Consider the following 25070-nt stretch of genomic DNA (forward strand, 5'->3'; position numbering starts at 1 on the left):
ATCCTTTTCACCATCAAATTTCGTCATTGGGACCAATCAAAAGACCATAAGAGAAAGCCTGGGTTCACAGAACCAAGGCTTTCTCGACAATCTGAAACTCTTCTGTTAGAAGAGTTTCTTTTTATCTCCCATTAAAACGAACATTCCAACACTGGCACCTTGAACGGATCGTAAAAGCCTATTTTTTCAGCTACACGTTTTGAAGCTTGGTTTGCTTCGTCTGTTGTCCATCTCGCTATCACATTTCGTTTCGCGCATTGATTTAGATAAGCTGCTGCGGCATACGTTGCAAGCCCTTGTCCTCGATTCGCATCAGAAAATGTCGCTATATACAGTTCATGCTCATTGCCATTAACTGAACAAGAGTAACAGACACACACAATGTCTTCATCCTGTTTCATTACATAGCCTATACCCATTTCCATAAAGTCCTCGATCGAATACCAATACTCGATGAACTCCGGATGGACAAGCGCATTCCGCGCATGAGCCGCATTCATCTTTTCTAACGAGTACCCTTTCGGAAGCCCTCGATCGGGATGCACATCAAAGCGACGTTGATACGTACAGTCGTATTCAATCGTGGCACCTTTATGTGCAGCCACTTGTTCCAATACGTTCTTCCACCCCTCATGATAAAGCGATGCGGAAAACCAAGTTCCACCACAGAGCGTGAAACTATCATCTTTTAGCTGATTAAAAATAAAATCCCCAAGTTCCTCCCACTTGCTCTTATCCGGGACACCACCTATAAAGAAAAAGCGTAAACCAACAGCATAAACAACGGCCATTAATGGTTCATGTGGATTATCAACGTAGATCACGCCGCGGTTCACACCATTAATGACAGCTTGCAACGTGCAGTCTGATCGCTCCTGTTCGGTTGTTAGTAAGGCTTTAACTTTCACATAATCATTTCTAGCTAGTTGTTTAATCCTCTACACCTCCATCAGCTCTTTTTGCAAGCGATGCATAACTTTCATAAATAAAAGCAGTCATTTCTTTATCATAGTCCGGATACTGATAGTTAAAGGAAGCTGCAACTTGAGAGGAATAGCTGCGAAACAATGTACAGCAGCGCTCAAACGCCATCCATGTTTCTTTAATGCCTCCGCAGTTGTAGGTCTCTAATAATTTCTGCAATTCGTCTTTATGTAACTGTTTATCTAAAAATTTTCTGTGTTTCCCTATGCTAAAAGTGAATCCTTTCTCTGCACCGATTCGCCAAGAAATCATTCTCAGCAGCTCAGGTCGAAGCAGTTGGTTCAAGTGATCAAGAGCGAAGAAGATTTCCTGTCGATATAACCCTTTTGCCACATAAGATGCAAGACACCAAAATTCATTGCAACAATCGTCAAACATGCGGGAACTAGGCTTCATGAGCCAATACGCTTGGTCCGTCGGCTCGATTGCATCATGTATTCGCTGGTCTTTATCGCACAGTAGCTCGACTAATCCATCTGATTGATCGAAATAATTATGTAGATCTTCCAACGGATAAAGCGTGAGATCCATTTTTATCCCGTCATCAAAATAGATCAGATAGCTGAACCCATTTCCAATTTCTGCAGGATAAAGCTCCATTGCCTCAGGCTTTTGCATCATCTTCTTTTTCCAAAGTGATCTAACCAGCTCTCATCGCCCTTGTAAACCTCCATATCCGTTACAAAAAAAGAGAGGTCATAGTCTTGAAACCAATCTCTCTCAATCTGTTTATTCGTTCGAGAACCTTCTACTACCGCTACCCGTATGAGATCCTCACTCTTTATAAACTCGTCCACACATGCCATCATCTGTCTTTCCGTCCGCATAAGAACCTCCTGTAAGTGACATTTCTTTTTTCTTTCTAAATAAAAAAACGAACCACATTCGGTTCGTTTTTCACGCTTCATCATCCGCTAATATCAATCTTATCTCCCTGTGGTGTGATGACATCCCCAGATGTACCGGATGAGACAAACACAAAACCTAGAACGACCATGACTGCAAGAAACCGTTTCACTCTTGATCCCTCCCTAGCATGTTAGGATTGATACGCGTCTTATAGGCAAAAGACATGTACTTCAACGCTAACTCGAATTGTCCTTTTTCCCTTAAAGCGTGAGAAACTTCCTCCGCAACAAACGAAGCGGGACACTCTAATTTTACTAGATTTTGTAAGCAAAGATCAATGTTTTTTTCAGAGAATTCAACAAAAAGATAATGAATAATGTCTAATCGTAGCTGATACTCGTGCATATTGTAGCGAATGACGTCCGCTTCTGCTTCTTTAAAGAGGCTTTTGGCTTCGCTCGCTTGCAGGCGGTATAAGACGCTGACAAGATTCACTTTAATTTTTACGCCAAAAATACTGTTCATAATCTCTGGAATTGCGAGTGCTTTATAGAAATAGACGCGGGCTTCTTCAAGCTTATCTTGAGATTCTTTGAGCAGCCCGAGCGCCCGATATGTTAAGCCAAGTGTTTGCGGGTGGATATCAGCATGCTCCAGCACTTGTGCATAATACGCTTCTGCCTTATCGTATTGATGCAAATCTGCTTGAATTCCTCCTAACAGCAAATAACAGTTCAAGAGGCGAATAACGTAGAATTCATCTTTTTCAAAAATGGCAATTGCTTTTTCCGTATATTGTGTAGCAAGGACATGCTGGTCAATTCGGTAGTAAGAAGCCCCACACTGTTGATAAAATTCAGCTTTCTCCATTTCATTGTCAACGAGCTCAAGCACTCTTTCAGCGTCTTGGAACAAGGAGACGGCTTTTTTGTAGTGAGAATGATAGAACGCATAGCGTCCATGGTAATAGTAATAGTAGAAATCGAGTAGATAATCAGACTGTGTTTTAGGAAGAGTATGAAACTCGCCCTTGGAAAGGTTGTCTTCCATAATGTTGTGCTTTAGATCAAGCAGCTGGACATACCCAATGATTTTGTCGTCTTCTTCCATGTCTTTTAATTGCTGATAAACAAGCTGACGATACTCAGATGCCTTCTCAAGATCTTGCGCAATCAAATAGCCCGACCACAATGCACATAGCTCTCCAACTTCTTCTCTTGTAACCATTCCCACAGCGCTATCTCCTTTTCTAGTTACTCTTTTTTCTTATTTTATTTGAATAGACGCTAGCTTGTACACCTGTATTTCTTATTTCCCAACAAAAATGCCGAATGATTTTGACTTTTGTTCCTCCTTACACCTCTTTTCGGTCAAATTCACTTCTACTTATAGCGACATATGTTCGTTTTTCAATCACCTCCCCTCTTTTTTCTAAATGATCAAAATAAATATTGAAAACGATTCTCATTATCAAATATAATGATAGAAATGGCTTAAGAGGAGTGCGGTGTAATGACGAACACATTAGAGTTGTATGATTTGACTATTGTTGGTGGAGGACCTGCTGGTTTGTTTGCCACTTTTTATAGCGGAATGCGTGATATGAAAACGAAACTGATTGAAGCTCAAGCCTATTTAGGAGGCAGATTAAACAGCTATCCTAAGAAAATGATATGGGATGTTGGCGGGCTTTTACCTACTAGGGCCGATCAATTAATTGAATCACTCGTTGCACAAGCCGAAACGTTTCAGCCAACAATCGTACTCAATCAGCAAATCGAACAGCTAGAGCGCTGTCCCGATGGGCATTTAATCGTTACATCGCATACAGGTGAAAGACACTACACGCGTACCTTACTCCTTAGCGTCGGTTACGGCGTAATCAAGTTTTCAAAACTAGATCTCGCTGATGTTGAGAAATACGAAGTGACCAATCTTCATTATTCTGTCACGGACCTAGAGCAGTTTCGCCAAAAACGTGTGCTGATCTCAGGTGGCGGCAATTCTGCCGTTGACTGGGCCAATGAACTTGAACCCATTGCTAAAGCAGTCACCGTTGTTCACCGCAGAGACCAATTTGCTGGACATGAAAAAAGCGTGAAGAAAATGAATCAATCCACCATAAAAATAAAAACACCCTATATCATCCGCAAAGTAAACGGAACGCAAACGCATATTCAAACAGCTGAAATTACGAAGCTTAATGAGGACGGAGAATCACTTGACACAACCGAAAACCTCCCCGTTGATGCGATTATCGTCAACCACGGCTTGCAAAGTGATTTAGGTCAGCTCAAACAGTGGGGTCTTGAGATGGATGAACGCCACATCCTCGTCAATGATAAGCTAGAAACGACGATCGACGGTGTTTATGCGGCTGGGGACACGGCCAAGTTTTCCAACAAAATTAATTTGCTGGCCGGCGCCTTCACCGATGCTGCCGTAGCCGTCAACCACGCGAAAACGTACATCAAGCCTGAGGCGAAAAATGATATTTTCATCTCCTCTCACAATGCCATTTTCACCGAAAAAAACCGTGCACTTGGTGTGCCGGAGGAAGATTTATAAAAAAGGATGACTGCTGACGCAGTCATCCTTTATTTGTGCGATAGCCAATCACATAGATATAAGCAAAATGTTGCAAAAGCTGGTGAACATTTTTATCCGAAGGCTCCATTGCCCGCATCCTCTTAACCACAGGCCACAACTCTTCCTCTGACGCATTCAACAATTCAATGACCATATAATCACTGTCCATCATATGCATCGTCTCTTTATATGTAAAAACATAGCGACTTGTTGTTTTTAAATGAGCCTGAAAAAATGTTTCGCACTCCTCTTTATACGACACCATCATTCTCCTTTCCACTTAAACTACCGCTCATGAATGTAAGTGAAAGTATAAACGATTCTCTAAATGAAAAGCAAGAAAGCCATTTTCTTGTTGCCAGCCATTTTTATCTATGCTATAATTCGTAATCATTACGATTTGATTCGTTTTTTTAATTGCAGTCCTAGGAAACCACTTGCGACTGCTTTGATAACCGCTCTTTTTTTTGTCGTTTTTAAATCGTAACAGTTACGAACAAGGGAGATGAAAGCATGAAAAAACCACTGGTTTTTACAAGTATTGCTGTTTTGTTTTTAGCAGCGTGTTCCAACTCAGACAATTCCACTCAAGGAGATGAAAGCGATTCGGATCAGCCCCTATCGATTGTCACCTCTATCTTTCCATTGCAAGACTGGGCAAGTAAAATCGGCGGCGAGTATGTTGAAGTGACGAATCTTGTTCCCGTCGGAGCAGATGCGCATACGTATGAACCAACACCACAGGAAATGATTTCAGTTGCCGATGCGGATGCCTTTATTTATAATGGCGCGGGAATTGAAGCCTTTGCTGACAGCGTCGTTAGCGCCGTAGAGAACGAAGGAGTAACCATCTTAGAAGCAAGTGACGGTGTTGATTTAATTGCTGACAGCCACGATCATGACCATGATCACGGGCACAGTCACGCTGAAGAGGATCATGATCACAGCCATGATGAGGAAGAGCACGACCATGATCATAGCCATGATGAGGAGGAACATACTCACGATCACGGAACAGCTGATTTGGAAACCGCCTCCGTTCAAATTGACGGGTTAAACGATCACTATCACACTGGTGATTCCGTACAGTTAACCGCTCAAGAGGACGAGGAAAGCGGTCATGATCACTGGCATTGGTATACACTTTCTCCAGACGAGGACCCGTCCGATTCTGATGCTTGGGAAGTCGTTCCCGACAACGGTACAAATTCGTACACAGGTACAGCCGAAGTTGACGGTCAACAAATTCAAGCTCGCTTGTTTGGGGATGATCATGACGTCATTGCTCAGAGTGAACCGGTAACGATTAGCATTGACGATCATGATGATCATGCACACCACGGTCATTCTCACGGTGACTACGATCCTCACGTCTGGCTTGATCCTGTCTTATCGGTTGAGTTAGCTGAACAGATTAAAGACATGCTTGTTGAGTTAAAGCCTGAACAAGAAGCTTATTTTGAAGAAAACTTTCAAGAATTAACAGCCCAGTTTGATGAACTTGATCAACGATTCCAACAATTAGCTGAAGACGCGACCATTGATACGTTTATTGTATCTCACGCAGGCTACGGTTACTGGGAAGCACGCTACGGCATTAATCAAATTGGTATTGCCGGGATCTCTCCAACAAACGAACCGTCACAAGCTCAGCTTGTCAACACAATCGAGCAAGCAGAGCAGCTGGGCTTGGAACATGTCCTGTTCGAACCAAACATAACGCCATCCGTTGCGCAAACGGTTCAGCAGCACCTAGGTGCTGAAGCACTGACGATTCATCCGCTTGAAGCATTAACCGAGGAAGATGTTGAAGCAGGAGCCGACTATTTCTCCTTGATGAATGAAAATATTGATACGCTGCGGACCGTTTTGGCAGCTGAGTAAAGAGCTAACAAATAAACCAACATCTTATTAAAAGATGTTGGTTTACTTACTTAATAAGATTTGTTCCAATTCCTCTATTTCTCTGTCTACAAATTGAGCAAGCTCGGATTCGTCATTAGCACGTTTTTTTCTCATCGCCTTTAGAAAGGCTAAGTCTCGTTCAAACAACATTCGCTCGCTTGAATTCACCGAGAGTCCCTCCACCCTATGTGCATCGCTTTCTCTCTCATATTGTATTCCTACATGTCCCTATATCGTGCCTGTCCAAGTTACTCAAAATGAATCATATTTCCAACCGCTTCCGCTTAAACTAAACAGTATGCTTTAAACCAATTGGGGGGTCTTAATGTATAAAATTATTCGAACCGTTAACAACCAGATTATGACGTATTGCCGTTCTACTGCGAAAGAAGAGATTTTTACAACGAGAGAGAGCGCCGAAATGACGGTTTTTAAGCTCAATGCCCTACAATCAGAGCTCAGCCCTCGCTGGAAAATTGAGGTTCTGGAGACTTAATGAGAGAAGGCTGGGTCTTAACGAAAAGCAGAAGTTGAAAAGACGAATAATCTATCATATGCTGAGTAGCACCGCTACAGGAGAATGCTTCGCATTCCGGGGGCACTGCCTCAGCCACCTCCGTGGAAAACCACCACTTCGGATTCTTCAGACACGTGCTGTCCCGCAGGAGTCTTCGGATTCTCCTTCCGCTCATTTATGAGGAAAAATACGATTAGACGACTGATTCCAATGAAATTCAGTCGTCTTTTTACTCTGTTCATTTATATTTGTCCAATTTTTTTGCATAAAAAAGACTCCTTCTTTTGCTTTTTCCGTCTATGATTATAAAAAGGAAGGAGTGAGGATTTGGACGATCAGGAACTTGTTAAACGTGTGTTACAAGGAGACGAACTCGCTATCGAGCAATTACATAAACGCTATGCCCAGCCATTATTTCATTACATTCATATGCAGACGAACAGCTTTCACGATTCAGAAGAGATTTTACAGGATGTTTTTTATAAAGCGGCAACACAGCTACATCAATTTAAACAGCGTTCCTCCTTTAAAACGTGGATTTATACGATTACACGAAATCGGCTGATTGACTACTATCGCTCAAATAAAGCGCAGAAAAATCAAGTTGAACTAAGCCCGCTCTCAGCTGACCTGCATGCAACACCATCAAGTCCATACAAGCTTGATGATCTGCAAGAAGCACTGGAACAGTTGCCAACAAATTATCAAACGGTTCTTCATTTACGTTTCATTGAAGGATTCTCACTTTTAGAAACAGCCAAAATTATGGGCAAATCCCTTTACGCTGTTAAAAATTTGCAAAAGCGGGCCCAGAAACAGCTGAAGTCAGACGCTCACGTGGAGGGATTTACCTATGCCAAAAAAGGATAACGGTGTGTATCAATCTCTGCCCCATCAGACGTATCGCAAAAGCTTAGACTCATTCAAAGCTGGATTAAACAATCCAGAGCCAGCACGAAACAAATCAACTTTCTTTGCTTGGACGGCAACGGGTACCGGACTTGCCGTGGCAGGAGCACTGTTTTTATCGTTTTATCCGTTTTCCTCCACGTTCAATCAGCCATCAGGTGATACGGTCCCAAATGAATTGCACGATGAACAGGAGGATCGCGATGAATCGCCTCAGGAAGCAGAAGAAAACGAAGCGACTCTTGATAAAATAGGAGAAGATGAGGCGTTAATTGAGGAGTTATTTGCCCGGGATGCTTTGATGCCTGACGCATCAGAAAGTTTTTCGATCCATCATGATGAATTTCAAGTAATGCTACCAAACACTTTATCTAGAAACGCCTCAGAAGAACTGGACGAAAAAGCAACAAAGACAACCTTTACCAGAAGAGATACAGAAACAGCCTCGCTTTATTTATTTGAAGAAGGTGTGTCTGCTGAACATATTGATGCATTTGCAGAGGAAATTTTATCAGGATATGAATTTACATCAATGACAACCGTTCCTAATGCGACTGTTACTGATTATGTACAATCTATTGGGAATGGCTATTTTAACAACAGTCTTTTTTCAGATTCAGATACAGCTATCTTTTCAATGAAAAATGAGAATACAGGTCGTTTTTATGAATTCTATCAATTAGAAGTATTTAATCGGCACTTGATTTTCTTTGCCGATTACCCCTTGGCAGACTCTGATTCGGAGATGTTAAGCTATTTCTTACTAGGCAATTTATCGCCAACCGAAACGCCATATGTAATTGAAGAAGGTGAGATTGACCCAGCACACGGACTGCCAAAAACAAAAGAGATGTTCTTAAGAGAAGGCGCCCTACCTCGCTGGGAATCGATTACATTTACTTTAACTCAAATTGAAGGCCTTCCCTTTACACCTTACTTAGTTGAAGATGCAGAGACAGAAGAAATTACGCATGACGGCTTTACAGAATGGCGCATTCGCGAGAGCGATACCACCGACTTAAGTTTCTATTCAATTGGAAAAATGGACGATTCGTTTGATATTAATCAATCAAAGGACATCTTAATGGATGGTTTTGGTATCGACCTTGCTCATTTAGAAGATATTGATGGGCTCGCTACAAATGAGAACTTTTCTTTTTACAATACGATAGATTATAGTTCTGGTAGCTTCTTGCTCTATTATTACGAGGACAATTGGTATTTCACTTATGAACAAGACTATGGAGACGCAGGTGCTAGAAACGGGAGCTTTTTTGATAAACGAGAAATACTTGCTGAGGTTTTTAAATAGAAAGGCCAGCCTCTGAGCAGGAGGCTGGTCTTTCTTACGCTTCAAAATAACGCTTTGCGTTCGTGAAGGAGATCGCTTGAATCAGCGCCCCTGCCTGCTCGAGATCTGCGGGAATTTCTCCGTCTTCGATCCACTCGCCAATGAGCTGGCAGAGAATGCGTCTGAAATAATCATGGCGCGCAAATGATAAGAAGCTTCGCGAATCGGTTAGCATCCCGACAAAATGGTGGATTACACCAAGTGAGGCGAGACTCGTCATTTGTCTGCGCATGCCGTCCTTCTTGTCATTAAACCACCAGCCTGATCCGAGCTGCATTTTGCTCGGTAGCCCTTCTTTTTGAAAGTTGCCAAGTGCTCCGGCAATCATTTCACCTACCTCAAGCACTCATCTGTTCAAGCTACGACATCGCCATGGGTACCGTTCGAGCGATTCGTCAGGCTGGCTTAAGCATTCCGAATGATGTAGCGCTTGTATCGTACGACAACATCCCCCAACAAGCGGACGCTGATGTCCCCATTACGGCAGTTGGCGTACCAGTTGTTACGCTTGCGGAAGCGCTTGTTGACGAGCTACTGCGCTTAATAGCGGGTGAACGAGGGCAGATGCGTGAACTCGTACCAGAGCTAGTTGTGCGCGAGTCGTCTTTGTCACACAAAAAAACCTGAGCGGTTCAGCTCAGATCTGCCATTCTTTCTTACACACATACATCGATATAACCTGTTCATAACCAAGCTTTTGATACAGCGGAAAGCCCATTTCGCTTGAGGAAAGGGATTTGTGGCTCCACTTCTTGGTCTCATCTCGCGCAATACGAATCTCCTTTCCAGTACCTTCCACGATTGAATAACGATCACACCGGGTATTTATTTAATCGAGGTCGCTCATTACCTGAGTTCTCAGCCTATAATTCGACTGAGAGGTGATAAGCATGAAAACAGCACTATGGCTAACATCTGCGTTCAGCTTAACGTATCTGTTCTTACTCCTAATGCTCGATCAGTGGCTCGTACCACTAGCAATCATCGGCGTCATTATTGCCGTTAATTTCGCCATCAGCCGCTTGATTGACTGGAATGGCACAGACCGAATGAACGAAGACCAGCAAGGAACGTAACGCTGCGGCGTGCAAGATAGGAAGACTCTCATTTGATGTGAATGAGAGTCTTTTTGGTGTTTTTATAAAGACTCTTATTGACAACACGCATCATTCCATCTCAACAAAATCAAACATAGCTCCACCATCCCCTCCTACTCTTTCAATCAAAACCTGCACATTCCTTTCTACAACCCGAACAGGATGTACGGAGCGAAGAATAAGTTCTCCCTCATCATCTGCCATAAATAACGTCTCGTCTTGAGCATTGCCTCTGGTGATAACCGCATTGTTTTGATTAACCGCAGCATCTCCAAAAACAATTGTATATTGAGCGCTTTCTTCAGATTGCATATGCAAAACAAGTTCTGCGCGCGTCCCGTCCATAACGACCATCGCAGATATAACTTCCTCATTACCTTCAAATTGTGCGGTGTAAAAGCTTGTTTCATTTTCTGCTAGATTAATCGATTCGACTTGCTCTTCGGTTTCCACTTTACTTTGACTTTCATCGCTATTCATAAGAAAGCCAATAAAGAAAGCAAACACTATAAAGATAGGAAAGACAATTAGCAAGACTTTATTTGTTGGTTTCTCTTTCATCTTATTCACCTCATTTTCTTTAGTTTAATTCAGAATAGAGCGATATATATATTTAATAGTATGTAAAAATGGTTTAAAAACCCTACTCTCACTTTTACGAGAGTAGGGCCCTTACAATTACGACTATCGCGCCACTTCAGCGTCAGGCTCTTCCGCAAAAAAAGCCTGCTCCATCTCTGCCATACTTGAAAAGTTTCGGACGTCCATTTCATAAACAGCCTCTACTTCTTCTCGCGTGATTTCAACGGGGCCATCGATAAAGTCAAATTCAATCCAGCTAACGTTTTGAATGAGCATGAACATCACGGTCGCGTTATAGAGAACGAGCTGTTCACGCTCTCCTTGAAAAACCTGAAGCTGATTCTGATTGAGTGGGGAATTAGTATACGTCGAGTACCTTACCGTCACGCCATACGGTTCTTCTGTTGTGTATAGTCTCATTCCATCTGTTTGTTGTCCTTCTGGAATGGGGAGTTCTCCCATAATAAATCCAACGGAACTGTTATCACCGACATAAGCGTTTTTTCTTTCATATAAATCCTCCGAGACGTAATGAAACGCAAACTCCTCTCCACGCTCGCCTCCTTGAGTTTGATCTCCATTCTCTCTGTTTAAAAGAAAAGGAACGGCAACAAGCATCAAAATTAACAGAGCGGCTGCGAGTGACAGGAAATGAGGTTCTCGTTTTCTTTTTAATTCAGTTTTATCCTTCTCATATTTAGTTGTAACAGTATGGTTTGCTAAAGATCGCAATCCCTCTTCTCGCTCTGCTAGTTTTTTCGTCAACTGTTGGTAGATTTCCGCTTTTTCTGTTTCAGTAAGTACGCTATTTCTTTCCAATGCGCGGAATTGGCTTTCCAGCTCTTCATCGGATCGATTCATAAACAAAACCCTCCTTCTCTAGCTGTTTTCTTAACGCCTTCATCGCCCGCCATAAAGTTGTTTTTACTTTTCCTTCACTTGTTTTTAAAATTATGGCGGTTTCTGCAATGGATAGCTCTTTCAGTTTCCGAAGGATGATCACTTCTCGATACGATCGTTTTAATTTATGTAAGGCACGATACAATTCGGATTCCGATTCCGCTCGATTAATCATTTGATCTGGAATCGCTTCTGAGGTGTGCATTCCTGTAGCTTGCTCGAGCAAATAGGTCAGTGGTTTCTTTTTCTTCATATAGTCAATTGCTTGATTTCGAGCGATCGCAATTAACCAGTTTCTCGGGTTTGTTCCAAGAAAAGTATCGTGTTTTTCGAACCCGCGAATAAAGGTGTCTTGCATTAAGTCTTTTGCGAGCTCATGATCGTATGTCATAAAGAAGAGGTATTGATAAACATCATTGCTATAAGCCATGTACCAGTCGTGGATCTTCTCGTTATGCACCTTCTTGCTCCCTTCTTCGTTTGTTACCTTAAAGACGATTTCCAAGACGAAACGTCACGCTTTTATGCCCACTTTTTTGCTATACTCGTTAAAAACGTTCAGAAAGGAGAACGCGATGATCTATATTGAAACACCGCGTCTAACCTTGCGCGACTGGGACACGCACGATCTACCATCTTTTATCGAAATGAACCAAGATTCCGACGTAATGCGCTTCTTTCCCAAGCTGCTGTCCCTTGCTGAAACAACCGCTTTCTATGAGCGGATACAACATTCCTTTCATGAAAACGGCTACGGACTTTATGCGGTAGAAGAGAAAGCATCTGGCGAGTTCATTGGCTTTATCGGTTTTAATCACGCCAGCTTTGAGGCTCCGTTCACTCCATGTATTGAAATTGGCTGGCGCTTAAGAAAAGAAGCTTGGGGAAAAGGCTACGCGACTGAAGGCGCGAAGGCCTGCCTTGCGTATGGCTTTAATCAACTTCCGTTAGAAGAGATTGTTAGTTTTACAGCAAAAATCAACAAGCCATCAATTCATGTGATGAAGAAACTAGGGCTGACGTATGCACAAGCCTTTGACCATCCCAATGTCGCGCTCTCCAGCCCTTTGCGCGAGCATGTCCTCTATCAAACGAAAAGGAGCTAGAACAATGGCTACATCAAAGCATTTTCTTTCTGCGGCAACGGTTGTACTGAATGAGGAAAACGAAATCCTTTTAATTAAAGGTCCAGCACGCGGCTGGGAAATGCCTGGCGGTGTCGTAGAAGAAGGAGAGTCGATTGAAGCGGCGGCGATCCGGGAAACGTTAGAAGAGAGCGGAATTGAGATTGCGCTCGTTGCGTTTTGCGGGATTTATCAAAATGTCACTAACTCCATTTGCAACACCTTGTTTCTAGCTAAACCGATTGGTGGGAGCTTGACCACCTCCCTCGAGAGCGTGGAAGTCGGCTTTTTCCCGATTGAGCAGGCGCTAGAAATGGTCACATTTTCTACTTTTAGTGACCGGATTAGACATTGTTTAGACCGCGAGAGCCACCCCTTCCTTGTCGCGTTTTAACAAGAAAAAAAGCTTTGTGAATGAGATCACCTCTCTTCACAAAGCTTTTTTTGTTAACTTGCTGGTAGAATCACCGTTGCTTTAAATAAGTCGCCGTCCACTTCCAGCGTCAGGTCACCGTCATGCAGATCAACAATCGATTTGGCAATCGCTAGCCCGAGCCCTGAGCCTTCCGTATTGCGTGAAGTGTCGCCCCGCTTAAAGCGTTCGAACAGCTCATCGGTATTCGCACCAAGCTCGTAGCGCGTGATGTTTTTGAAGCTAATCTGAATTTCATGTCCTTCTTTGCGGGCATCAATGTAGACGCGCGTTTCCGCAAGAGAGTAGTTGAGAATGTTCACTATTAAATTATCAAACACACGCCATAGTTTCTGACCATCGACATAGGCGGTTAACGGCTCCGCTTGCTCATTAACGCGGAATTGCAAGGATGAAGCTTCAATCGCCTGACTGTTTTCGGCCAAGGTTTGCGTCAATAGCTGCTTCAAATCAACATTGGCTTTGTTTAACTCAATGCTGCCGCTCGCCATCTTTGATGCTTCAAATAAGTCTTCAATCAGCACTTTTAGACGCTGCGATTTTCGGTCAATGATGTCGATATAGGCATTTCTTTCTTCCTCGCTTAAGTTGTCATTTTTTAATAACTCCGTGTAGGTGATGACGGAGGTTAATGGTGTCCGCAGGTCGTGGCTGACATTTGTAATCAGCTCGGTTTTTAAACGCTCGCTTTTTGCTTGTTGCGTTCTTGATGTACGAACGCCTTCCTTTATCTGATTGAGCGAGGATGCCAGCTCAGCGAGGACCGAACGCCCTTTAACAGGAAGAGCTTCAGTCGATTGCCCGGCAACGATGTTCCTTGCTTGCGCAACGATTTGGTTAAAATACCCGACTCGCTTAAATAGCATAAACAAAAGTGGCAAGCCGATAAAAAGAACCGCAAACACATAAAGAATGAAAGCAAAACCGAATAGGAAAATAGCCCAAAATCCAAAGCCAAACGCAAACGCAACAGCCATTATACCAACGACTTGAAAACCGACAGATGACTGCTCAAATGCACCTCTCACCACAGCAAAAGTCCGGTAACTAATGGTTTTCTTTCCCCAGTCAGCAAACGAGCGTTCATCTTTCCACGCGTAGTAACTGTAGTAGGCAAGCAGGAGAAAGAGACTCGCGCTAACAAGTAGGAAGAGAAAGCTTGATAGAATCGTGTAAACGGAATAGTCATTGTAATAATAAAACCCAATGGTCATATCACTAATAGCGATCAGCGTGACGATTCCCAAGATGATAACGAGAGCAAGAACAATGTCTGGCTGAATTCGTTTCACATGCCCCGCAAACGTACTCGTGTTTAATCCTTCATAGAAATCAACTTTTTTCCGGGTAAACCATGCGGCCGTTAATGAACCAAGACCCACGACAAGCATGCCTAGTAAGATAAGCTGTCTTTCCTGGAAGGTTTTTGCATAAGTGGCAATGTAGCTATTGCTGTCTCTCGGCACGCCGACGGCGCCTTCATAATTGCTATCTACATTCTCCGGTACATCCATGTTTACCGCTTCACCATATACAGATCCCCCATATTCAGTGTAAAAATCTTGAATGTTCAACAACGTTGCGTCCGTTGTTTTAAACGTTTTCGAAAAATGCATCTCTTCCTTGGCAAACGCATCCTCCCAGCTAGCCTCATCAACATTGGTCATATTGGTATGGACCTCACCCGTTTCAGCATGCACAAGAAAGTAATCGAGCGCATTTTTCGACTGTTGGAAACCCCTTCTTTCTCCGTCCAGATAGCCAAACTCTTCTTTTACTCGTCGTTCTTTTTCTTCCCTTACTTTCTCAGCTACATAGTCATTATCTTCAAAGTTCATGCGGATATCGGCTATTTTTTCATCTCGTTCTTCACGCAATAGTTCAGCCATATCGCTCGAATCTTCATACATGTCGATATCCGCTTGATAATTATTACGAATCGACTGAATCTGTTCGTACAAATCGCCATAATAATAGCGATGTTCTTCAATGTCGCCCTCAGTTACATCAATGCTCTCAATTGCTTCTTCTAAGCTTGTTGGCGCCAGTTCAAAGCGAGCGACGTTAAATAGAAACGTATCCAGTTCATTTTCAAAATCGTTTGTCTGGTAATAATCACGGACTGCATAGTCGCGGCTCTGGTCAAGCACAATAAACAGACTACTAATTCCAACAATGAGTAGCACAAACCAGCCGATGACCTTCCATCTATTTTTCCATTTTGTAGCCAATACCCCATACCACCTTTAAATATCTAGGATTCTTAGGATCAATTTCAATTTTTTCGCGTATGCGACGAATATGTACGGCGACCGTGTTCTCCGTTTGATAGCTCGGTTGGTTCCAAACCCGCTCATAAATGTCTTCAATTGAATAGACCCTGCCAACATTCGTTAACAAAAGCTCAACAATTCGAAATTCAATTGGTGTTAATTTGATTAACTGGTCATCAACGCGGACTTCCTTCGCCCCCTTGTCGAGCGTTAAGCCGCGTAATGTCAACTGATCCTCTGCGCCTTGATAGCGCCCGAGCTTCACATAACGCCGCAATTGCGACTTGACGCGGGCGATTAGTTCCAGCGGATTAAACGGCTTTGTCACATAGTCATCTGCTCCAACCTGTAAGCCAAAGATTTTATCCATATCCTCGCTTTTCGCACTGAGCATGATGATCGGAATGTTTTGCTTTTCTCGGATTTTCAACGCAGTTTTAATTCCGTCCAGCTTCGGCATCATAATATCCAACAGAATAAGGTGAACCGTCTTTTCCTGTAACACTTGGATTGCTTCTAACCCATCGCTCGCATGAATCACATCAATTTCTTCATTATTTAAATAAATTTCAATCGCTTCTCGAATTTCTTTCTCATCATCAACTACTAATACGCTGTATCGTTCCACTGTCGCACATGCTCCCTTCCTTCCTTTGTAGTATAGCGTTTCTTCACTTATAAACGTAAGTATAGACAGGAAATCTTACCGCAGAGTGGGGATTTTTCTTAAGAATTTCTTACGAGGTAGTCTAATTCTCCATTAGGGGTTGTCCCTGGAATGAACATGTTCTTTACCCCTAGGAAGACTATATCAGTGAAATGTATTGTTCCTACAAAAAAGAGTAGTAAACAATCTCTTCATTTTTAAATAATAAAAATAACTCCATAGAGTTATGAAATTGAGTTAAAATAAACAAATAATACCTTTTTATGGAGGGAAATCATGCAAATCAACTTTTTTTCTTTAATTGTTGCAATTGGCGCACTCACTCTTTCGTCATGTCAGTTTTTGAGTTCAGATGATCATTCTGGAACTTCCGCCATACTGCTTGTAACGGATAAGTACGAAGAAGAAAATGCTTACTATATTGTTGCTGAGACCTTAGAAGAATCTGAACATAAAATTGAGTATGAATTAGAAGTCAACGATGTCAACACTTGGAATTTAATAAAAGTAAATTATGAATACGGGTTTGGTCTGATCCACGACGAGAATCATGTAGGGGAACTGTCAACTATAGAACACGTTTCAACTCCCTAATTAAGATATTACTTATAGTAAGGATAAAGCAACTTAACGACTATTGGTCAATATAGCCACCTGTATTTAAAAAGTTTTTACTCAAAAAACCGAACCAGCGGGCTGGTTCGGTCTCTTGCTCATTTCGCCATCTTTTGGATAATCTCCATTAATTCATCAATCGCGCGCTTGTCATCTCCGTGCTTGATCGCCTTATGAATGCAGTGTTTTGTATGGTCTTCCATTAGCGTAAGGCTTACTTTTTTCATTGCGGCTTCGATGGCCGAGGTTTGATGCAGAATATCAATGCAGTATTTATCCGCTTGAATCATATTCTGGATGCCTCTAACCTGTCCTTCAATTCGCTTTAATCGATTTAGCAACGCTTCTTTTTGCGGCTGGACCGTTTGTTTTGCTGATTCCATACCGTCACTCCCCTTTTTCTAATAGGCTTTGTGAACGTCGTAGCCAAGCTCATCGATTGCTTGCTTGAGCTGGTCCTCGCTTACTTGTTCGCGATCAAACGTGACCGTTACACGTCCTTCGTCCAGCTTTACAATTACGCTATTGACGCCATTCATTCCTCCGACGCCACCTTCAATACTCGATACACAATGCCCACAAGACATTCCGCTTACTGTTAATTCAATTGTTTCCATCTCTGTTCTCCTCCTCAAAACGTTTTTACTTGCTTAACCATCGTCATAATCTCGGCTTTGTTTTGCTCATAGCCTGTAAACACTACCGGCTTTTGCATTTTACCAAGCAGGGATCGCTTTTGAAAAACGAAACCTGGAACAACTCTTGCTCCTGTTGCTTTACGTAACGCAGCTTCTTTTTCTGGTTGCTCGCTTAGGTTCACTTCTGTATAAGGAACCCCTGCTTCCGTCAGCTCTTGCTTACTTAATTGACAATCCGAACACCACGGGTGCGTATAGAGCGTTAACGTGTACATGCATCGTCCTCCTTGTTCGACTTAGTTGACTTCAATTACAAAAGGAAAGGCGATGACTCCGGCATCCGGATACTTAAACTCGGCCCAGAGCTTGTAGGTTCCCGGCAGTGTGAAATGGGCATCAAAGCGGGTATCGTCAGGACTCGCAGGATGAACGTGAATAAATTCTTCAACCGCTTCATCTAAAATGACGACGTGACCGAGCGCTCCTAAGTACGGCTCAGGGCTTTCACCATGTAGGTTAAACACAAGTGGTACCGTTTCGCCAACAGTTGCTTCAACCGGCTCTAGGGTCACCGTTTTTCCGTCGATTTCGTTTGTCCATGAATCGTCTTGATCCAGCTCTGTTTTTGGCGTGGTTGCCTCGCCTATTTGCAACGAATTCGCAGTAGGCGTGTAGGCTTTTCCTTTTGGTGAAATATCAATGAAAACTTGATACTCTCCGTCAGCAAGCGTTTGGTTGATGACGTACATGCCTTCGCCTTGTTTTTCAGGGTGTAAGTGCAAATACTGCTCTAGATCATTGGATACGGCAATGACATGCATGTCTTTTTCATGGGAAATCTCTAATTCTGGTGCGTTGCCCTCATCATCTTCAAGATGAATCATGAGTTGATCTCCTTGATGCATCACATGCGTCTTGACTTGCGATTCCCCTGCGCCGTGCTCACTGTGTTGATTGTGTCCACTATGGTCCATGTCGGACTCCTCCTCATGTTCCTCATTATGGTTTTCATTCTGTTCTTCGTTGTGTTCTTCATGCATCGTTCCGCTTTGGAAAATGTTTTCGCCGCTGATGAAGCCATATGCGCCAATCACCAAAGCGAGATAGACGATTCCGATTGCGACCCATGTCTTAATTTGCACGATCATCACCTTCTTTCTTGAAACGCATCCGCTGCAGACGCAGGGCATTTAAGACGACCGAGACCGAACTAAAGGCCATCGCTGCTCCGGCTACCCATGGTGCAAGTAAACCTGCGGCGGCAATTGGGATCCCCGCAGAATTGTACACAAATGCAAAGAATAGGTTTTGTTTAATATTTCGCATCGTTTTTTCACTGATTTGAATGCTGTCAGCAACGCTTTGCAAGTCGCCTCGCATTAACGTCACGTCTGCCGCTTCGATTGCTACGTCCGTTCCAGTCCCGATTGCCATGCCAATATCGGCAACTGCAAGGGCTGGCGCATCGTTCATCCCGTCTCCAACCATGGCGACTTTCTTGCCTTCGAGCTGAAGCTTTTTAATTTCATCGGCTTTTTGCTCTGGAACCACTTCCGCAATGACACGATCAATACCGACTTGATTTCCAATCGCCGTTGCCGTTTTCTCGTTATCTCCCGTCAGCATAATCACTTCTAACCCAAGGGACTTCATCCGCGCAATCGCTGCTTTTGACGTTTCTTTTACCGTATCGGCAACCGCCACAAGTCCCGCTAATTCGTTATCAATCGCAATTAACATCGCTGTCTTTCCTTCGGTTTCAAGGCTTGCCATCTTTTCTTCGACTGCTTCAACGGCAATATTGTGCTGCTTCATTAGTTTTCTCGTGCCCACATAAAGCGTCTTGCCGTCTACTTGAGCCTCTACCCCAAATCCAGGTAAGGCACTGAACTGCTCTGGCTCAGGGATCGTGATGTGTCGCTGCTTAATCCCATGAACAATCGCTTGCGCAAGCGGGTGCTCGGAATGTTTTTCCGCGCCGCCTACAAGAGCTAATACGTTTTCTTCCTCGCCACTTACAACATGGACATCCGTTAACTCTGGCTCACCCTTCGTTACGGTCCCCGTTTTATCAAGCACAATCGTTTGGATCGTGCGGGTATTTTCTAAATGCTCGCCACCTTTAAATAGGACGCCCATCTCCGCTGCTCTTCCTGACCCTGCCATAATCGACGTTGGCGTCGCGAGGCCGAGGGCACATGGACAAGCGATGACAAGCACCGTTATTAAGGGCACAAGCGCTGAACGTATGTCACCTGGCTCAATTAAGAAGTACCACGTAAGGAATGATCCAATCGCAATTAGCACAACAATTGGTACAAAAACACCAGACACGCGGTCAGCAACGCGCTGAATATCGGCTTTACTACCTTGTGCTTCTTCAACCACTTTCACAATTTGCGCAAGTGCAGTATCTTTGCCGACTTTTGTTGCTTTTACCGTTAGCGTTCCATTTTTATTAATCGTTGCGCCAATAACAACATCTTTTGGCCTCTTATCAACAGGAATGCTTTCTCCGGTAATCATCGATTCATCAAGGGCTGAGGCTCCCTTTAGAATTTCGCCGTCTACAGGAATCTTTTCTCCTGGGCGAACGATAAATGTATCGCCTACTACAACCGCTTCGATAGGCACTTCCACTTCTTCTCCGTCGCGCAAAACACGCGCGGTTTTTGCCTGCATATCAAGTAGCTTTTCAATCGCTTTGCCTGTTCGTCCTTTTGCCCGTACTTCAAATAATTTTCCTAATATGACAAGCGTAATAATGACTGCTGCGGCTTCAAAATAAAGCTCGGGCATTCCGACCTGTCCTCCAACATGCCATTCGTACCCTAAGAAAATGCTGTAGAAAAACGCAACGGTCGTTCCAAGCGAAATAAGCACGTCCATATTGGCGCTTTTACTTCGAAGCGCTTTGTATGCTCCTTTGTAAAACTGGGCTCCGGCAATAAACTGCACAGGTGTAGCGAGGGCTAGCTGCACCCATGGGTTCATAAATAGGTCTGGCATGTAGAGAAACGAGGTAAATTCAAAATGGGTGACCATCGTCCACAACAGCGGGAAGGTTAGAATCGCCGCAAAGATGAATTTCCCTGTCTGATTCTTGATTTCTTTGTCGCGATAGTCAGCCGTTTCTTCTCTCGATTCTTGTTCGTGTAGCGTATAGCCAATTTTCTTCACAGCTTCTTGTAGACCGGTGGAAGTGACTTGACTTGAGTCGTACTCTACGGTGACATTCTCAAGCGCAAAGTTTACGTTGGCGCTTGAAACACCGTCCGTGCGCGACAATTTCTTTTCAATTCGCGTAGCACAGGCGGCACAAGTCATGCCACCTATATCAAACACGACCTTTTCCTTGATCACGTCGTAACCGAGATGCTGAATCTTTTCTTCAAACGCTTGCGGCTGAATTTTTTCAGAATCGTAGCGAACCTTTGCTTTTTCAGTGGCAAAGTTCACTGTTGCTTCATCGACGCCATCGAGTCGTGATAAGCCTTTTTCAATGCGGTTGGCGCACGCAGCACAGGTCATACCCTCTATTGGTATATAAACCTCTTTCTCTGCCATACTTCCGCCTCCTTCTTACTAATTTGTAAATCGTCCGTCCTTATATTGGTAAAGCAGATTGTTCGTAAATCGGTCATTTTTTGCTTCTGTCTGAACAAGCTTTTTAGCGAGCTGAGGCGTCATATTACCGTACCAATCACCACGCGGATAAGCAATCACGGGTACAAGACTTGCCATTACAAAGGATGAAATGAGTCTTTTTCTGATTCATCTATGTTCCTCCTACGGCTGAGGTGTGATGTTGTTACAACCTCAATATACTATACCCCCCTATAGTATTCAAGAGAAATGTTTTATTCCCTAATAATTGTTTACACACTCATTTAGCTTTGGTTGCTTTGTGTTCGGATGGCACTGGCACTCCACTTCATCTTTAAAGGACATCTCTTTCTCGCCTTTAATCCAGCGGCCTTGTTCCATCCTTACCCATAAAACAATCGCGCGGAACACAATATCGATCCCAATCGCAATCCAGACTCCAGCTATACCAAGCTCGAGCGTAATTGCCAACACATAAACAAACACCGTTCGCACAAGCCACATGCCAAAAATTGTTAAATACATTGGGTATTTCGTATTTCGTGCGCCTTGGTAAGCCCCTGTTAAAATAAGCAAAACCGCTAAAAAGGGTTGGAACAGCGCCGATATTTTCAAAGCAATCCCAATCTCGTGGATCACTGCTGCATCTTCACTAAAAAACGAACCAATCCATTCACCAAAGATAAACAGAAATACACCCATCACGGCCATAAAACCAGCAGATACGAACGCAATTAACTTCGCATAGCTTTTCGCTTCGGCATGATTGCCAGAACCGACTTGTTTGCCAACAATAATTGTCGCCGCAGCCGCAAAACCATAGGCAATCATATAAGAAAATGTCTCAATGTTGCCGGCGATTTGATGAGCCGCAAAGGTACTTGTCCCGAGCGCCACAATAAAGCCAAAATAGATAACTTGTCCAACCCGCATCGCCAAGCGCTCAATTGCCGCTGGTGTTCCGAGACCTAGCAACTCTTTCTGACTGCCTTTATCAAGACGCCACCATTCTTTACGAAACGTCATCTCTTTTGTTTTTCGGATGTAGCGAACTAGAAGCAACGTTGCGACGATTCGAGCGATCACGCCAGCAATTGCTGCACCGACGATGCCTAGAGCCGGAATGAACAAAAAGCCAAAAATCAGCACAACATCTAAAACAATGTTAACGAGATTGGCCACAATTACTGCCTTCATCGGTGATTTCGTATCGCCAACACCTCGCAAGACACTACTCATGACAAACATAAAGGCCATTAAGATCGAAGGAACGGCGACAATTCGAAAATACAACGCTCCTAATTCCAATACCTTGCCTTCTACTCCTAATAAGCGTAGCAAAGATTCCGCAAAAAGAAACGTCACGACCCCTGTTAAACTACCGACTATCGCTGCTAGGATAATACCTTGCTGGGCTATTTTCGAGGCGCGTTTTTCATCCTGTTCCCCAATCGCATTGACCATTAATACATTCACGCCAACGCCAATTGCCATAAATAACGCAAAATAGATCGCCAGAATCGCATTCGTCACACCGACAGCTGAGACTTCTTCTAAACCGATTTGTGCGACAAAGAATGTATCTGCAAAGCCCAGCATCGTTTGAAAGAAGTTCTCTACAACCGCAGGAAGCGCAAGAACGAGAATGATTTTGACCTTCGCTCTGAGTGACAATTGCTTCTGGATGGTTTGATCCGAAAGATTAGCCATCTTTATCTCCTCCTGCTCTTCTTGCTTTACACACTATACCCCTGTACCGTATTTTTCAACCAAAAGTTAATGGGACTATATTCGATTAATTCACATCCAGTTTCTACGTTTATAGCTAATAGTCTTCATGATTCTACGGAATTTAGTCCTTTTTTCAAAAAAACTCTATGCATTTTCTTTCAAAAGTTATATCATATGTTATATAACATACGATATATATTAACCGTTACCTGAAAGCGAGGCTGCCATGCCACCTAAAAATAAGTTTTCGAAAGAACAGATTAGTGAAGCTGCTTTTGCTATTGCAGAAAACGAAGGGATCGACCGCATTACTATCCGCAAAGTAGCCGATCGGCTAGGTAGTTCTATCGCTCCGATCTACGTCAACTTCACGGATGTGGAAGCATTAAGGCAAGCCGTTATTGACCAAGTGGTCGCTATTAGTCAGCAACTATTAGCTGAAGAAACGAGCCGGTCCCCATTTGCCAATATTGGGGTTGCAAGTTTGCGCTTTGCAAAGTTGTATCCGGTCCTTTTTAAAGACTTTGTTATGAACCAGAATCACTATTTACAAGATTACGATGAGGGAATGGGCGATCTTTTAATTGAGCAAATGAAAACCGATCCTGAGCTCCACGGTTTTAATGAAGAAGAGCTTAAAGACATCTTATTTAAGATGAGAACCTTCCAAACAGGCTTTTCCATCATGGTCGCAAATGAGTTGTTTCTTGAGGAATTTGATATGAAAAAAATGATTCAACTGATGGACAGCACAGCAGAAGATGTGGTGAACGCTGCTCGACTACGAAAAGAGAGAGGGATTTGATGGGGACAAAACTGACTGACTCTTTTCTTCAGAAGACCGTGCAGCAGATGGCAAATAAGAAAAACAACTTTGGGGCGATATTAAGTGTAGAACAAGGCGATGGGAAGTTAAGTTGGACGGGTGCAGCCGGGAATTTGCAAGCCGATGATCCCTACTTTATTGCCAGCGTCACAAAACTTTATGTAACAACTATTGTTCTACTGTTAAGAGCAGAAGGCAAGCTACAGCTCAAAGATCAAATTCGTTCCTATTTATCTGAGGATCTTATTGCCGGGATTCATATTCTTGATGGCATTGATTATTCGAAAGAATTGACGATTCAACATCTCATTTCCAATACATCAGGCATTCCGGACTATTTTGCCTACAAACAAGTAAGCGGAATCTCGGTCGCTGATCAGCTTTTTAAAGGCGAAGACCAGAGCTGGCCTTTAGAGAAAGTGCTAACGCTAGTGAAAGAGATGAAACCAAAATTCAAACCTGGCCAAAAGGGAAAAGTAAATTATTCGGATACTAACTATCAGCTATTAGGAAGAATTATTGAAAACATAACGGGTATGAGTATTGCCAATGTGTTCAAGCGCTATATCTTTGATGAATTAGGTTTCACAAAGACGTATGTTTATGAAGACGTAAACGATCAGAAGCCTGTCTCGCTGCACTATAAGTCGAGCACGATTCGGCTCCCTCTCTACTTTTCTTCTGTCGGGGCAGAAGGTGGGATTGTCTCAACAGCGCAAGAAACGATGCAGTTTTTACGGGCTTTTGCAAAGGGGCATTTTTTTCCGAAAGAGCAAATAGAGGAATTAAAGCAATGGCAGTTGATCTTTTTTCCAGGCTCTTTTTATTACGGCATTGGCCTAGAGAAGCTCTGGTTACCACGGATATACTCACCGTTTAAACCGATAAACGAAATCATTGGTTTTTGGGGACAAACGGGGGCATTCGCCTTTTATAACACCGAGCGCGATTTGTATTTTTCAGGGACGGTAAACCAGAGCAGCGGGTTTGGCCATAGTGCAGCTGTAAGAGCGATGATTCAAATCATTCGAGCTGCATCTTAACCGAGAGGCGATTAAACCACCTAATTGAATAGGTGGTTTTTCCATTGTCACACCCACATTCGTATTCATTTAAGATAGAATGAATCATGGTAAGAAGAAAGGAAACTATTCTTGCTGATCGCTCTCGTCACCGTTTCCATTTTGTTCACTCTGCCTTCTGCCCATGACATCTTGCACGTAGCCGTAGTAGGTATTGCTTTTCTGCTTCTCTTTTCTTTTTTATCGATCCGCTACAAACAACATGAAGATTTACGCTAGCAATGCGCAAAAAAAACGCCTCATTTCGTTTCTTGTTGGTTTAGGCATCTACACCGTAGACGCATCGAAGACACCCTTATGATTGATTGAAAAGTAAGGCGGTGACGCCAGCGGAAAAAGGGGCGTGGTGAGACTTAGCAGGACGAAGACTGCGAAGGCTCAGCCGCTCCTCC

At 43.2% G+C, this 25070-nt stretch carries 29 protein-coding genes and 1 pseudogene; 12 read left to right on the forward strand and 18 right to left on the reverse strand.

Translation table 11 applies throughout. The features are described from left to right. Window positions 1-131: 131 nt before the first annotated feature. The 3 genes and pseudogenes from JOC54_RS14630 to JOC54_RS14640 form a co-directional block, all read right to left on the reverse strand. Window positions 132-908 carry a GNAT family N-acetyltransferase gene (locus tag JOC54_RS14630; RefSeq protein WP_204466923.1) on the reverse strand — a complete coding sequence of 259 codons (777 nt, stop codon included), beginning with the start codon at window positions 906-908 and terminating at the stop codon, window positions 132-134. A gap of 22 nt (window positions 909-930) precedes the next feature. Further along, window positions 931-1811: pseudogene (gene ant(6), locus JOC54_RS14635) on the reverse strand (aminoglycoside 6-adenylyltransferase). A 187-nt stretch (window positions 1812-1998) separates the two neighbouring features. After that, window positions 1999-3060 carry a response regulator aspartate phosphatase gene (locus JOC54_RS14640; RefSeq protein ID WP_239586758.1) on the reverse strand — a complete coding sequence of 354 codons (1062 nt, stop codon included), beginning with the start codon at window positions 3058-3060 and terminating at the stop codon, window positions 1999-2001. A 285-nt stretch (window positions 3061-3345) separates the two neighbouring features. Here JOC54_RS14640 and JOC54_RS14645 point away from each other — a divergent pair, with 285 nt between their 5' ends. Further along, window positions 3346-4401 carry an NAD(P)/FAD-dependent oxidoreductase gene (locus JOC54_RS14645; protein ID WP_204466924.1) on the forward strand — a complete coding sequence of 352 codons (1056 nt, stop codon included), beginning with the start codon at window positions 3346-3348 and terminating at the stop codon, window positions 4399-4401. A gap of 22 nt (window positions 4402-4423) precedes the next feature. Here the strand turns inward: JOC54_RS14645 and JOC54_RS14650 are convergent, their stop codons facing one another. Next, on the reverse strand, window positions 4424-4684 hold the full coding sequence (locus JOC54_RS14650) for a hypothetical protein (RefSeq protein WP_204466925.1): 261 nt from the start codon (window positions 4682-4684) through the stop codon (window positions 4424-4426). Between the two features lie 251 nt (window positions 4685-4935). On the opposite strand from JOC54_RS14650, the gene JOC54_RS14655 reads away from it, so the two are divergent. Continuing rightward, window positions 4936-6306 carry a metal ABC transporter solute-binding protein, Zn/Mn family gene (locus JOC54_RS14655; protein ID WP_204466926.1) on the forward strand — a complete coding sequence of 457 codons (1371 nt, stop codon included), beginning with the start codon at window positions 4936-4938 and terminating at the stop codon, window positions 6304-6306. 42 nt (window positions 6307-6348) lie between these two features. On the opposite strand, the gene JOC54_RS14660 is transcribed toward JOC54_RS14655, so the two are convergent. Continuing rightward, window positions 6349-6495, reverse strand: coding sequence for a hypothetical protein (locus JOC54_RS14660; protein WP_204466927.1), 147 nt, complete (start codon window positions 6493-6495; stop codon window positions 6349-6351). A gap of 157 nt (window positions 6496-6652) precedes the next feature. Here JOC54_RS14660 and JOC54_RS14665 point away from each other — a divergent pair, with 157 nt between their 5' ends. The 3 genes from JOC54_RS14665 (at window position 6653) to JOC54_RS14675 (ending at window position 9065) form a co-directional block, all read left to right on the forward strand. Then, window positions 6653-6823: a hypothetical protein gene (locus JOC54_RS14665; RefSeq protein WP_204466928.1), complete on the forward strand. Its 171-nt coding sequence runs from the start codon at window positions 6653-6655 to the stop codon at window positions 6821-6823. 348 nt (window positions 6824-7171) lie between these two features. Further along, window positions 7172-7714, forward strand: coding sequence for an RNA polymerase sigma factor (locus JOC54_RS14670; protein ID WP_035417857.1), 543 nt, complete (start codon window positions 7172-7174; stop codon window positions 7712-7714). Then, on the forward strand, window positions 7698-9065 hold the full coding sequence (locus tag JOC54_RS14675) for a hypothetical protein (protein WP_204466929.1): 1368 nt from the start codon (window positions 7698-7700) through the stop codon (window positions 9063-9065). The genes JOC54_RS14670 and JOC54_RS14675 overlap by 17 nt, the downstream gene beginning before the upstream one ends. A 34-nt stretch (window positions 9066-9099) precedes the next feature. Here JOC54_RS14675 and JOC54_RS14680 read toward each other — a convergent pair whose 3' ends face one another. Then, entirely contained in the window at window positions 9100-9432 is a 333-nt protein-coding gene (locus tag JOC54_RS14680) for a glucuronate isomerase (RefSeq protein ID WP_204466930.1), read from the reverse strand. On the opposite strand from JOC54_RS14680, the gene JOC54_RS14685 reads away from it, so the two are divergent. Continuing rightward, complete coding sequence (locus tag JOC54_RS14685) at window positions 9417-9731, forward strand: substrate-binding domain-containing protein (RefSeq protein ID WP_204466931.1); 315 nt, start codon at window positions 9417-9419, stop codon at window positions 9729-9731. The two genes, JOC54_RS14680 and JOC54_RS14685, sit on opposite strands and share 16 nt — an antisense overlap. A 263-nt stretch (window positions 9732-9994) precedes the next feature. Beyond that, window positions 9995-10180 (forward strand): hypothetical protein, encoded by a 186-nt coding sequence (locus JOC54_RS14690; protein ID WP_204466933.1) that lies wholly within the window; start codon window positions 9995-9997, stop codon window positions 10178-10180. Window positions 10181-10270: 90 nt separating this feature from the next. Here JOC54_RS14690 and JOC54_RS14695 read toward each other — a convergent pair whose 3' ends face one another. From JOC54_RS14695 to JOC54_RS14705, 3 genes are all read right to left on the reverse strand, one after another. Further along, the gene (locus JOC54_RS14695; RefSeq protein ID WP_204466935.1) at window positions 10271-10762 is read right to left on the reverse strand and encodes a hypothetical protein; all 492 of its coding nucleotides are present in this window, start codon (window positions 10760-10762) and stop codon (window positions 10271-10273) included. 123 nt (window positions 10763-10885) lie between these two features. After that, window positions 10886-11644, reverse strand: a complete 759-nt coding sequence (locus JOC54_RS14700) for a DUF4825 domain-containing protein (protein WP_204466937.1) — start codon at window positions 11642-11644, stop codon at window positions 10886-10888. After that, window positions 11628-12143, reverse strand: coding sequence for an RNA polymerase sigma factor (locus JOC54_RS14705; RefSeq protein WP_367617808.1), 516 nt, complete (start codon window positions 12141-12143; stop codon window positions 11628-11630). The genes JOC54_RS14700 and JOC54_RS14705 overlap by 17 nt, the downstream gene beginning before the upstream one ends. A 115-nt stretch (window positions 12144-12258) precedes the next feature. On the opposite strand from JOC54_RS14705, the gene JOC54_RS14710 reads away from it, so the two are divergent. Both JOC54_RS14710 and JOC54_RS14715 read left to right on the forward strand, forming a co-directional pair. Further along, a complete protein-coding gene (locus JOC54_RS14710; protein WP_204466939.1) occupies window positions 12259-12789 on the forward strand; it encodes a GNAT family N-acetyltransferase in 531 nt (176 codons plus the stop codon). Between the two features lie 4 nt (window positions 12790-12793). Beyond that, entirely contained in the window at window positions 12794-13201 is a 408-nt protein-coding gene (locus tag JOC54_RS14715; protein ID WP_204466941.1) for an NUDIX hydrolase, read from the forward strand. A 53-nt stretch (window positions 13202-13254) separates the two neighbouring features. On the opposite strand, the gene JOC54_RS14720 is transcribed toward JOC54_RS14715, so the two are convergent. Both JOC54_RS14720 and JOC54_RS14725 read right to left on the reverse strand, forming a co-directional pair. Further along, window positions 13255-15471 (reverse strand): sensor histidine kinase, encoded by a 2217-nt coding sequence (locus JOC54_RS14720; RefSeq protein WP_204466944.1) that lies wholly within the window; start codon window positions 15469-15471, stop codon window positions 13255-13257. After that, a complete protein-coding gene (locus JOC54_RS14725) occupies window positions 15449-16141 on the reverse strand; it encodes a response regulator transcription factor (RefSeq protein ID WP_035417874.1) in 693 nt (230 codons plus the stop codon). Before JOC54_RS14725 ends, JOC54_RS14720 begins: the two co-directional genes overlap by 23 nt. A 315-nt stretch (window positions 16142-16456) precedes the next feature. Here JOC54_RS14725 and JOC54_RS14730 point away from each other — a divergent pair, with 315 nt between their 5' ends. Next, entirely contained in the window at window positions 16457-16774 is a 318-nt protein-coding gene (locus JOC54_RS14730) for a hypothetical protein (protein WP_204466946.1), read from the forward strand. 119 nt (window positions 16775-16893) lie between these two features. On the opposite strand, the gene JOC54_RS14735 is transcribed toward JOC54_RS14730, so the two are convergent. The 7 genes from JOC54_RS14735 to JOC54_RS14765 all read right to left on the reverse strand — a co-directional run bounded on the left by JOC54_RS14735 (window position 16894) and on the right by JOC54_RS14765 (window position 22749). Further along, the gene (locus tag JOC54_RS14735; RefSeq protein ID WP_204466949.1) at window positions 16894-17178 is read right to left on the reverse strand and encodes a metal-sensitive transcriptional regulator; all 285 of its coding nucleotides are present in this window, start codon (window positions 17176-17178) and stop codon (window positions 16894-16896) included. Window positions 17179-17196: 18 nt separating this feature from the next. Then, on the reverse strand, window positions 17197-17412 hold the full coding sequence (copZ, locus tag JOC54_RS14740) for a copper chaperone CopZ (RefSeq protein WP_204466951.1): 216 nt from the start codon (window positions 17410-17412) through the stop codon (window positions 17197-17199). Between the two features lie 14 nt (window positions 17413-17426). Further along, the gene (locus JOC54_RS14745) at window positions 17427-17708 is read right to left on the reverse strand and encodes a glutaredoxin family protein (RefSeq protein WP_204466953.1); all 282 of its coding nucleotides are present in this window, start codon (window positions 17706-17708) and stop codon (window positions 17427-17429) included. 21 nt (window positions 17709-17729) lie between these two features. Continuing rightward, on the reverse strand, window positions 17730-18575 hold the full coding sequence (locus JOC54_RS14750; RefSeq protein ID WP_367617809.1) for a DUF8832 domain-containing protein: 846 nt from the start codon (window positions 18573-18575) through the stop codon (window positions 17730-17732). Beyond that, on the reverse strand, window positions 18565-21000 hold the full coding sequence (locus tag JOC54_RS14755) for a heavy metal translocating P-type ATPase (RefSeq protein WP_204466955.1): 2436 nt from the start codon (window positions 20998-21000) through the stop codon (window positions 18565-18567). Before JOC54_RS14755 ends, JOC54_RS14750 begins: the two co-directional genes overlap by 11 nt. A gap of 18 nt (window positions 21001-21018) precedes the next feature. Then, window positions 21019-21159: a (2Fe-2S) ferredoxin domain-containing protein gene (locus JOC54_RS14760; RefSeq protein ID WP_204466957.1), complete on the reverse strand. Its 141-nt coding sequence runs from the start codon at window positions 21157-21159 to the stop codon at window positions 21019-21021. Window positions 21160-21300: 141 nt separating this feature from the next. Then, a complete protein-coding gene (locus JOC54_RS14765) occupies window positions 21301-22749 on the reverse strand; it encodes an MATE family efflux transporter (protein ID WP_204466960.1) in 1449 nt (482 codons plus the stop codon). Between the two features lie 247 nt (window positions 22750-22996). On the opposite strand from JOC54_RS14765, the gene JOC54_RS14770 reads away from it, so the two are divergent. Together JOC54_RS14770 and JOC54_RS14775 are read left to right on the forward strand one after the other, a co-directional pair. Then, complete coding sequence (locus JOC54_RS14770) at window positions 22997-23575, forward strand: TetR/AcrR family transcriptional regulator (protein WP_035417881.1); 579 nt, start codon at window positions 22997-22999, stop codon at window positions 23573-23575. After that, window positions 23575-24639: a serine hydrolase domain-containing protein gene (locus tag JOC54_RS14775; RefSeq protein ID WP_204466962.1), complete on the forward strand. Its 1065-nt coding sequence runs from the start codon at window positions 23575-23577 to the stop codon at window positions 24637-24639. Before JOC54_RS14770 ends, JOC54_RS14775 begins: the two co-directional genes overlap by 1 nt. Window positions 24640-25070: the final 431 nt, after the last annotated feature.

The organism is Shouchella xiaoxiensis (assembly GCF_016907895.1).
Classification (GTDB): Bacteria; Bacillota; Bacilli; order Bacillales; family Bacillaceae_D; genus Shouchella; species Shouchella xiaoxiensis.

Coding starts and splice junctions, on each gene's coding strand:
- JOC54_RS14640 (WP_239586758.1), bottom strand. CDS start 3,060: ATGGTTACAAGAGAAGAAGTTGGAGAGCTATGTGCATTGTGGTCGGGC.
- JOC54_RS14645 (WP_204466924.1), top strand. CDS start 3,346: ATGACGAACACATTAGAGTTGTATGATTTGACTATTGTTGGTGGAGGA.
- JOC54_RS14655 (WP_204466926.1), top strand. CDS start 4,936: ATGAAAAAACCACTGGTTTTTACAAGTATTGCTGTTTTGTTTTTAGCA.
- JOC54_RS14665 (WP_204466928.1), top strand. CDS start 6,653: ATGTATAAAATTATTCGAACCGTTAACAACCAGATTATGACGTATTGC.
- JOC54_RS14675 (WP_204466929.1), top strand. CDS start 7,698: ATGCCAAAAAAGGATAACGGTGTGTATCAATCTCTGCCCCATCAGACG.
- JOC54_RS14680 (WP_204466930.1), bottom strand. CDS start 9,432: ATGATTGCCGGAGCACTTGGCAACTTTCAAAAAGAAGGGCTACCGAGC.
- JOC54_RS14690 (WP_204466933.1), top strand. CDS start 9,995: ATGAAAACAGCACTATGGCTAACATCTGCGTTCAGCTTAACGTATCTG.
- JOC54_RS14695 (WP_204466935.1), bottom strand. CDS start 10,762: ATGAAAGAGAAACCAACAAATAAAGTCTTGCTAATTGTCTTTCCTATC.
- JOC54_RS14700 (WP_204466937.1), bottom strand. CDS start 11,644: ATGAATCGATCCGATGAAGAGCTGGAAAGCCAATTCCGCGCATTGGAA.
- JOC54_RS14710 (WP_204466939.1), top strand. CDS start 12,259: ATGATCTATATTGAAACACCGCGTCTAACCTTGCGCGACTGGGACACG.
- JOC54_RS14715 (WP_204466941.1), top strand. CDS start 12,794: ATGGCTACATCAAAGCATTTTCTTTCTGCGGCAACGGTTGTACTGAAT.
- JOC54_RS14730 (WP_204466946.1), top strand. CDS start 16,457: ATGCAAATCAACTTTTTTTCTTTAATTGTTGCAATTGGCGCACTCACT.
- JOC54_RS14735 (WP_204466949.1), bottom strand. CDS start 17,178: ATGGAATCAGCAAAACAAACGGTCCAGCCGCAAAAAGAAGCGTTGCTA.
- copZ (WP_204466951.1), bottom strand. CDS start 17,412: ATGGAAACAATTGAATTAACAGTAAGCGGAATGTCTTGTGGGCATTGT.
- JOC54_RS14745 (WP_204466953.1), bottom strand. CDS start 17,708: ATGTACACGTTAACGCTCTATACGCACCCGTGGTGTTCGGATTGTCAA.
- JOC54_RS14755 (WP_204466955.1), bottom strand. CDS start 21,000: ATGGCAGAGAAAGAGGTTTATATACCAATAGAGGGTATGACCTGTGCT.
- JOC54_RS14765 (WP_204466960.1), bottom strand. CDS start 22,749: ATGGCTAATCTTTCGGATCAAACCATCCAGAAGCAATTGTCACTCAGA.
- JOC54_RS14770 (WP_035417881.1), top strand. CDS start 22,997: ATGCCACCTAAAAATAAGTTTTCGAAAGAACAGATTAGTGAAGCTGCT.
- JOC54_RS14775 (WP_204466962.1), top strand. CDS start 23,575: ATGGGGACAAAACTGACTGACTCTTTTCTTCAGAAGACCGTGCAGCAG.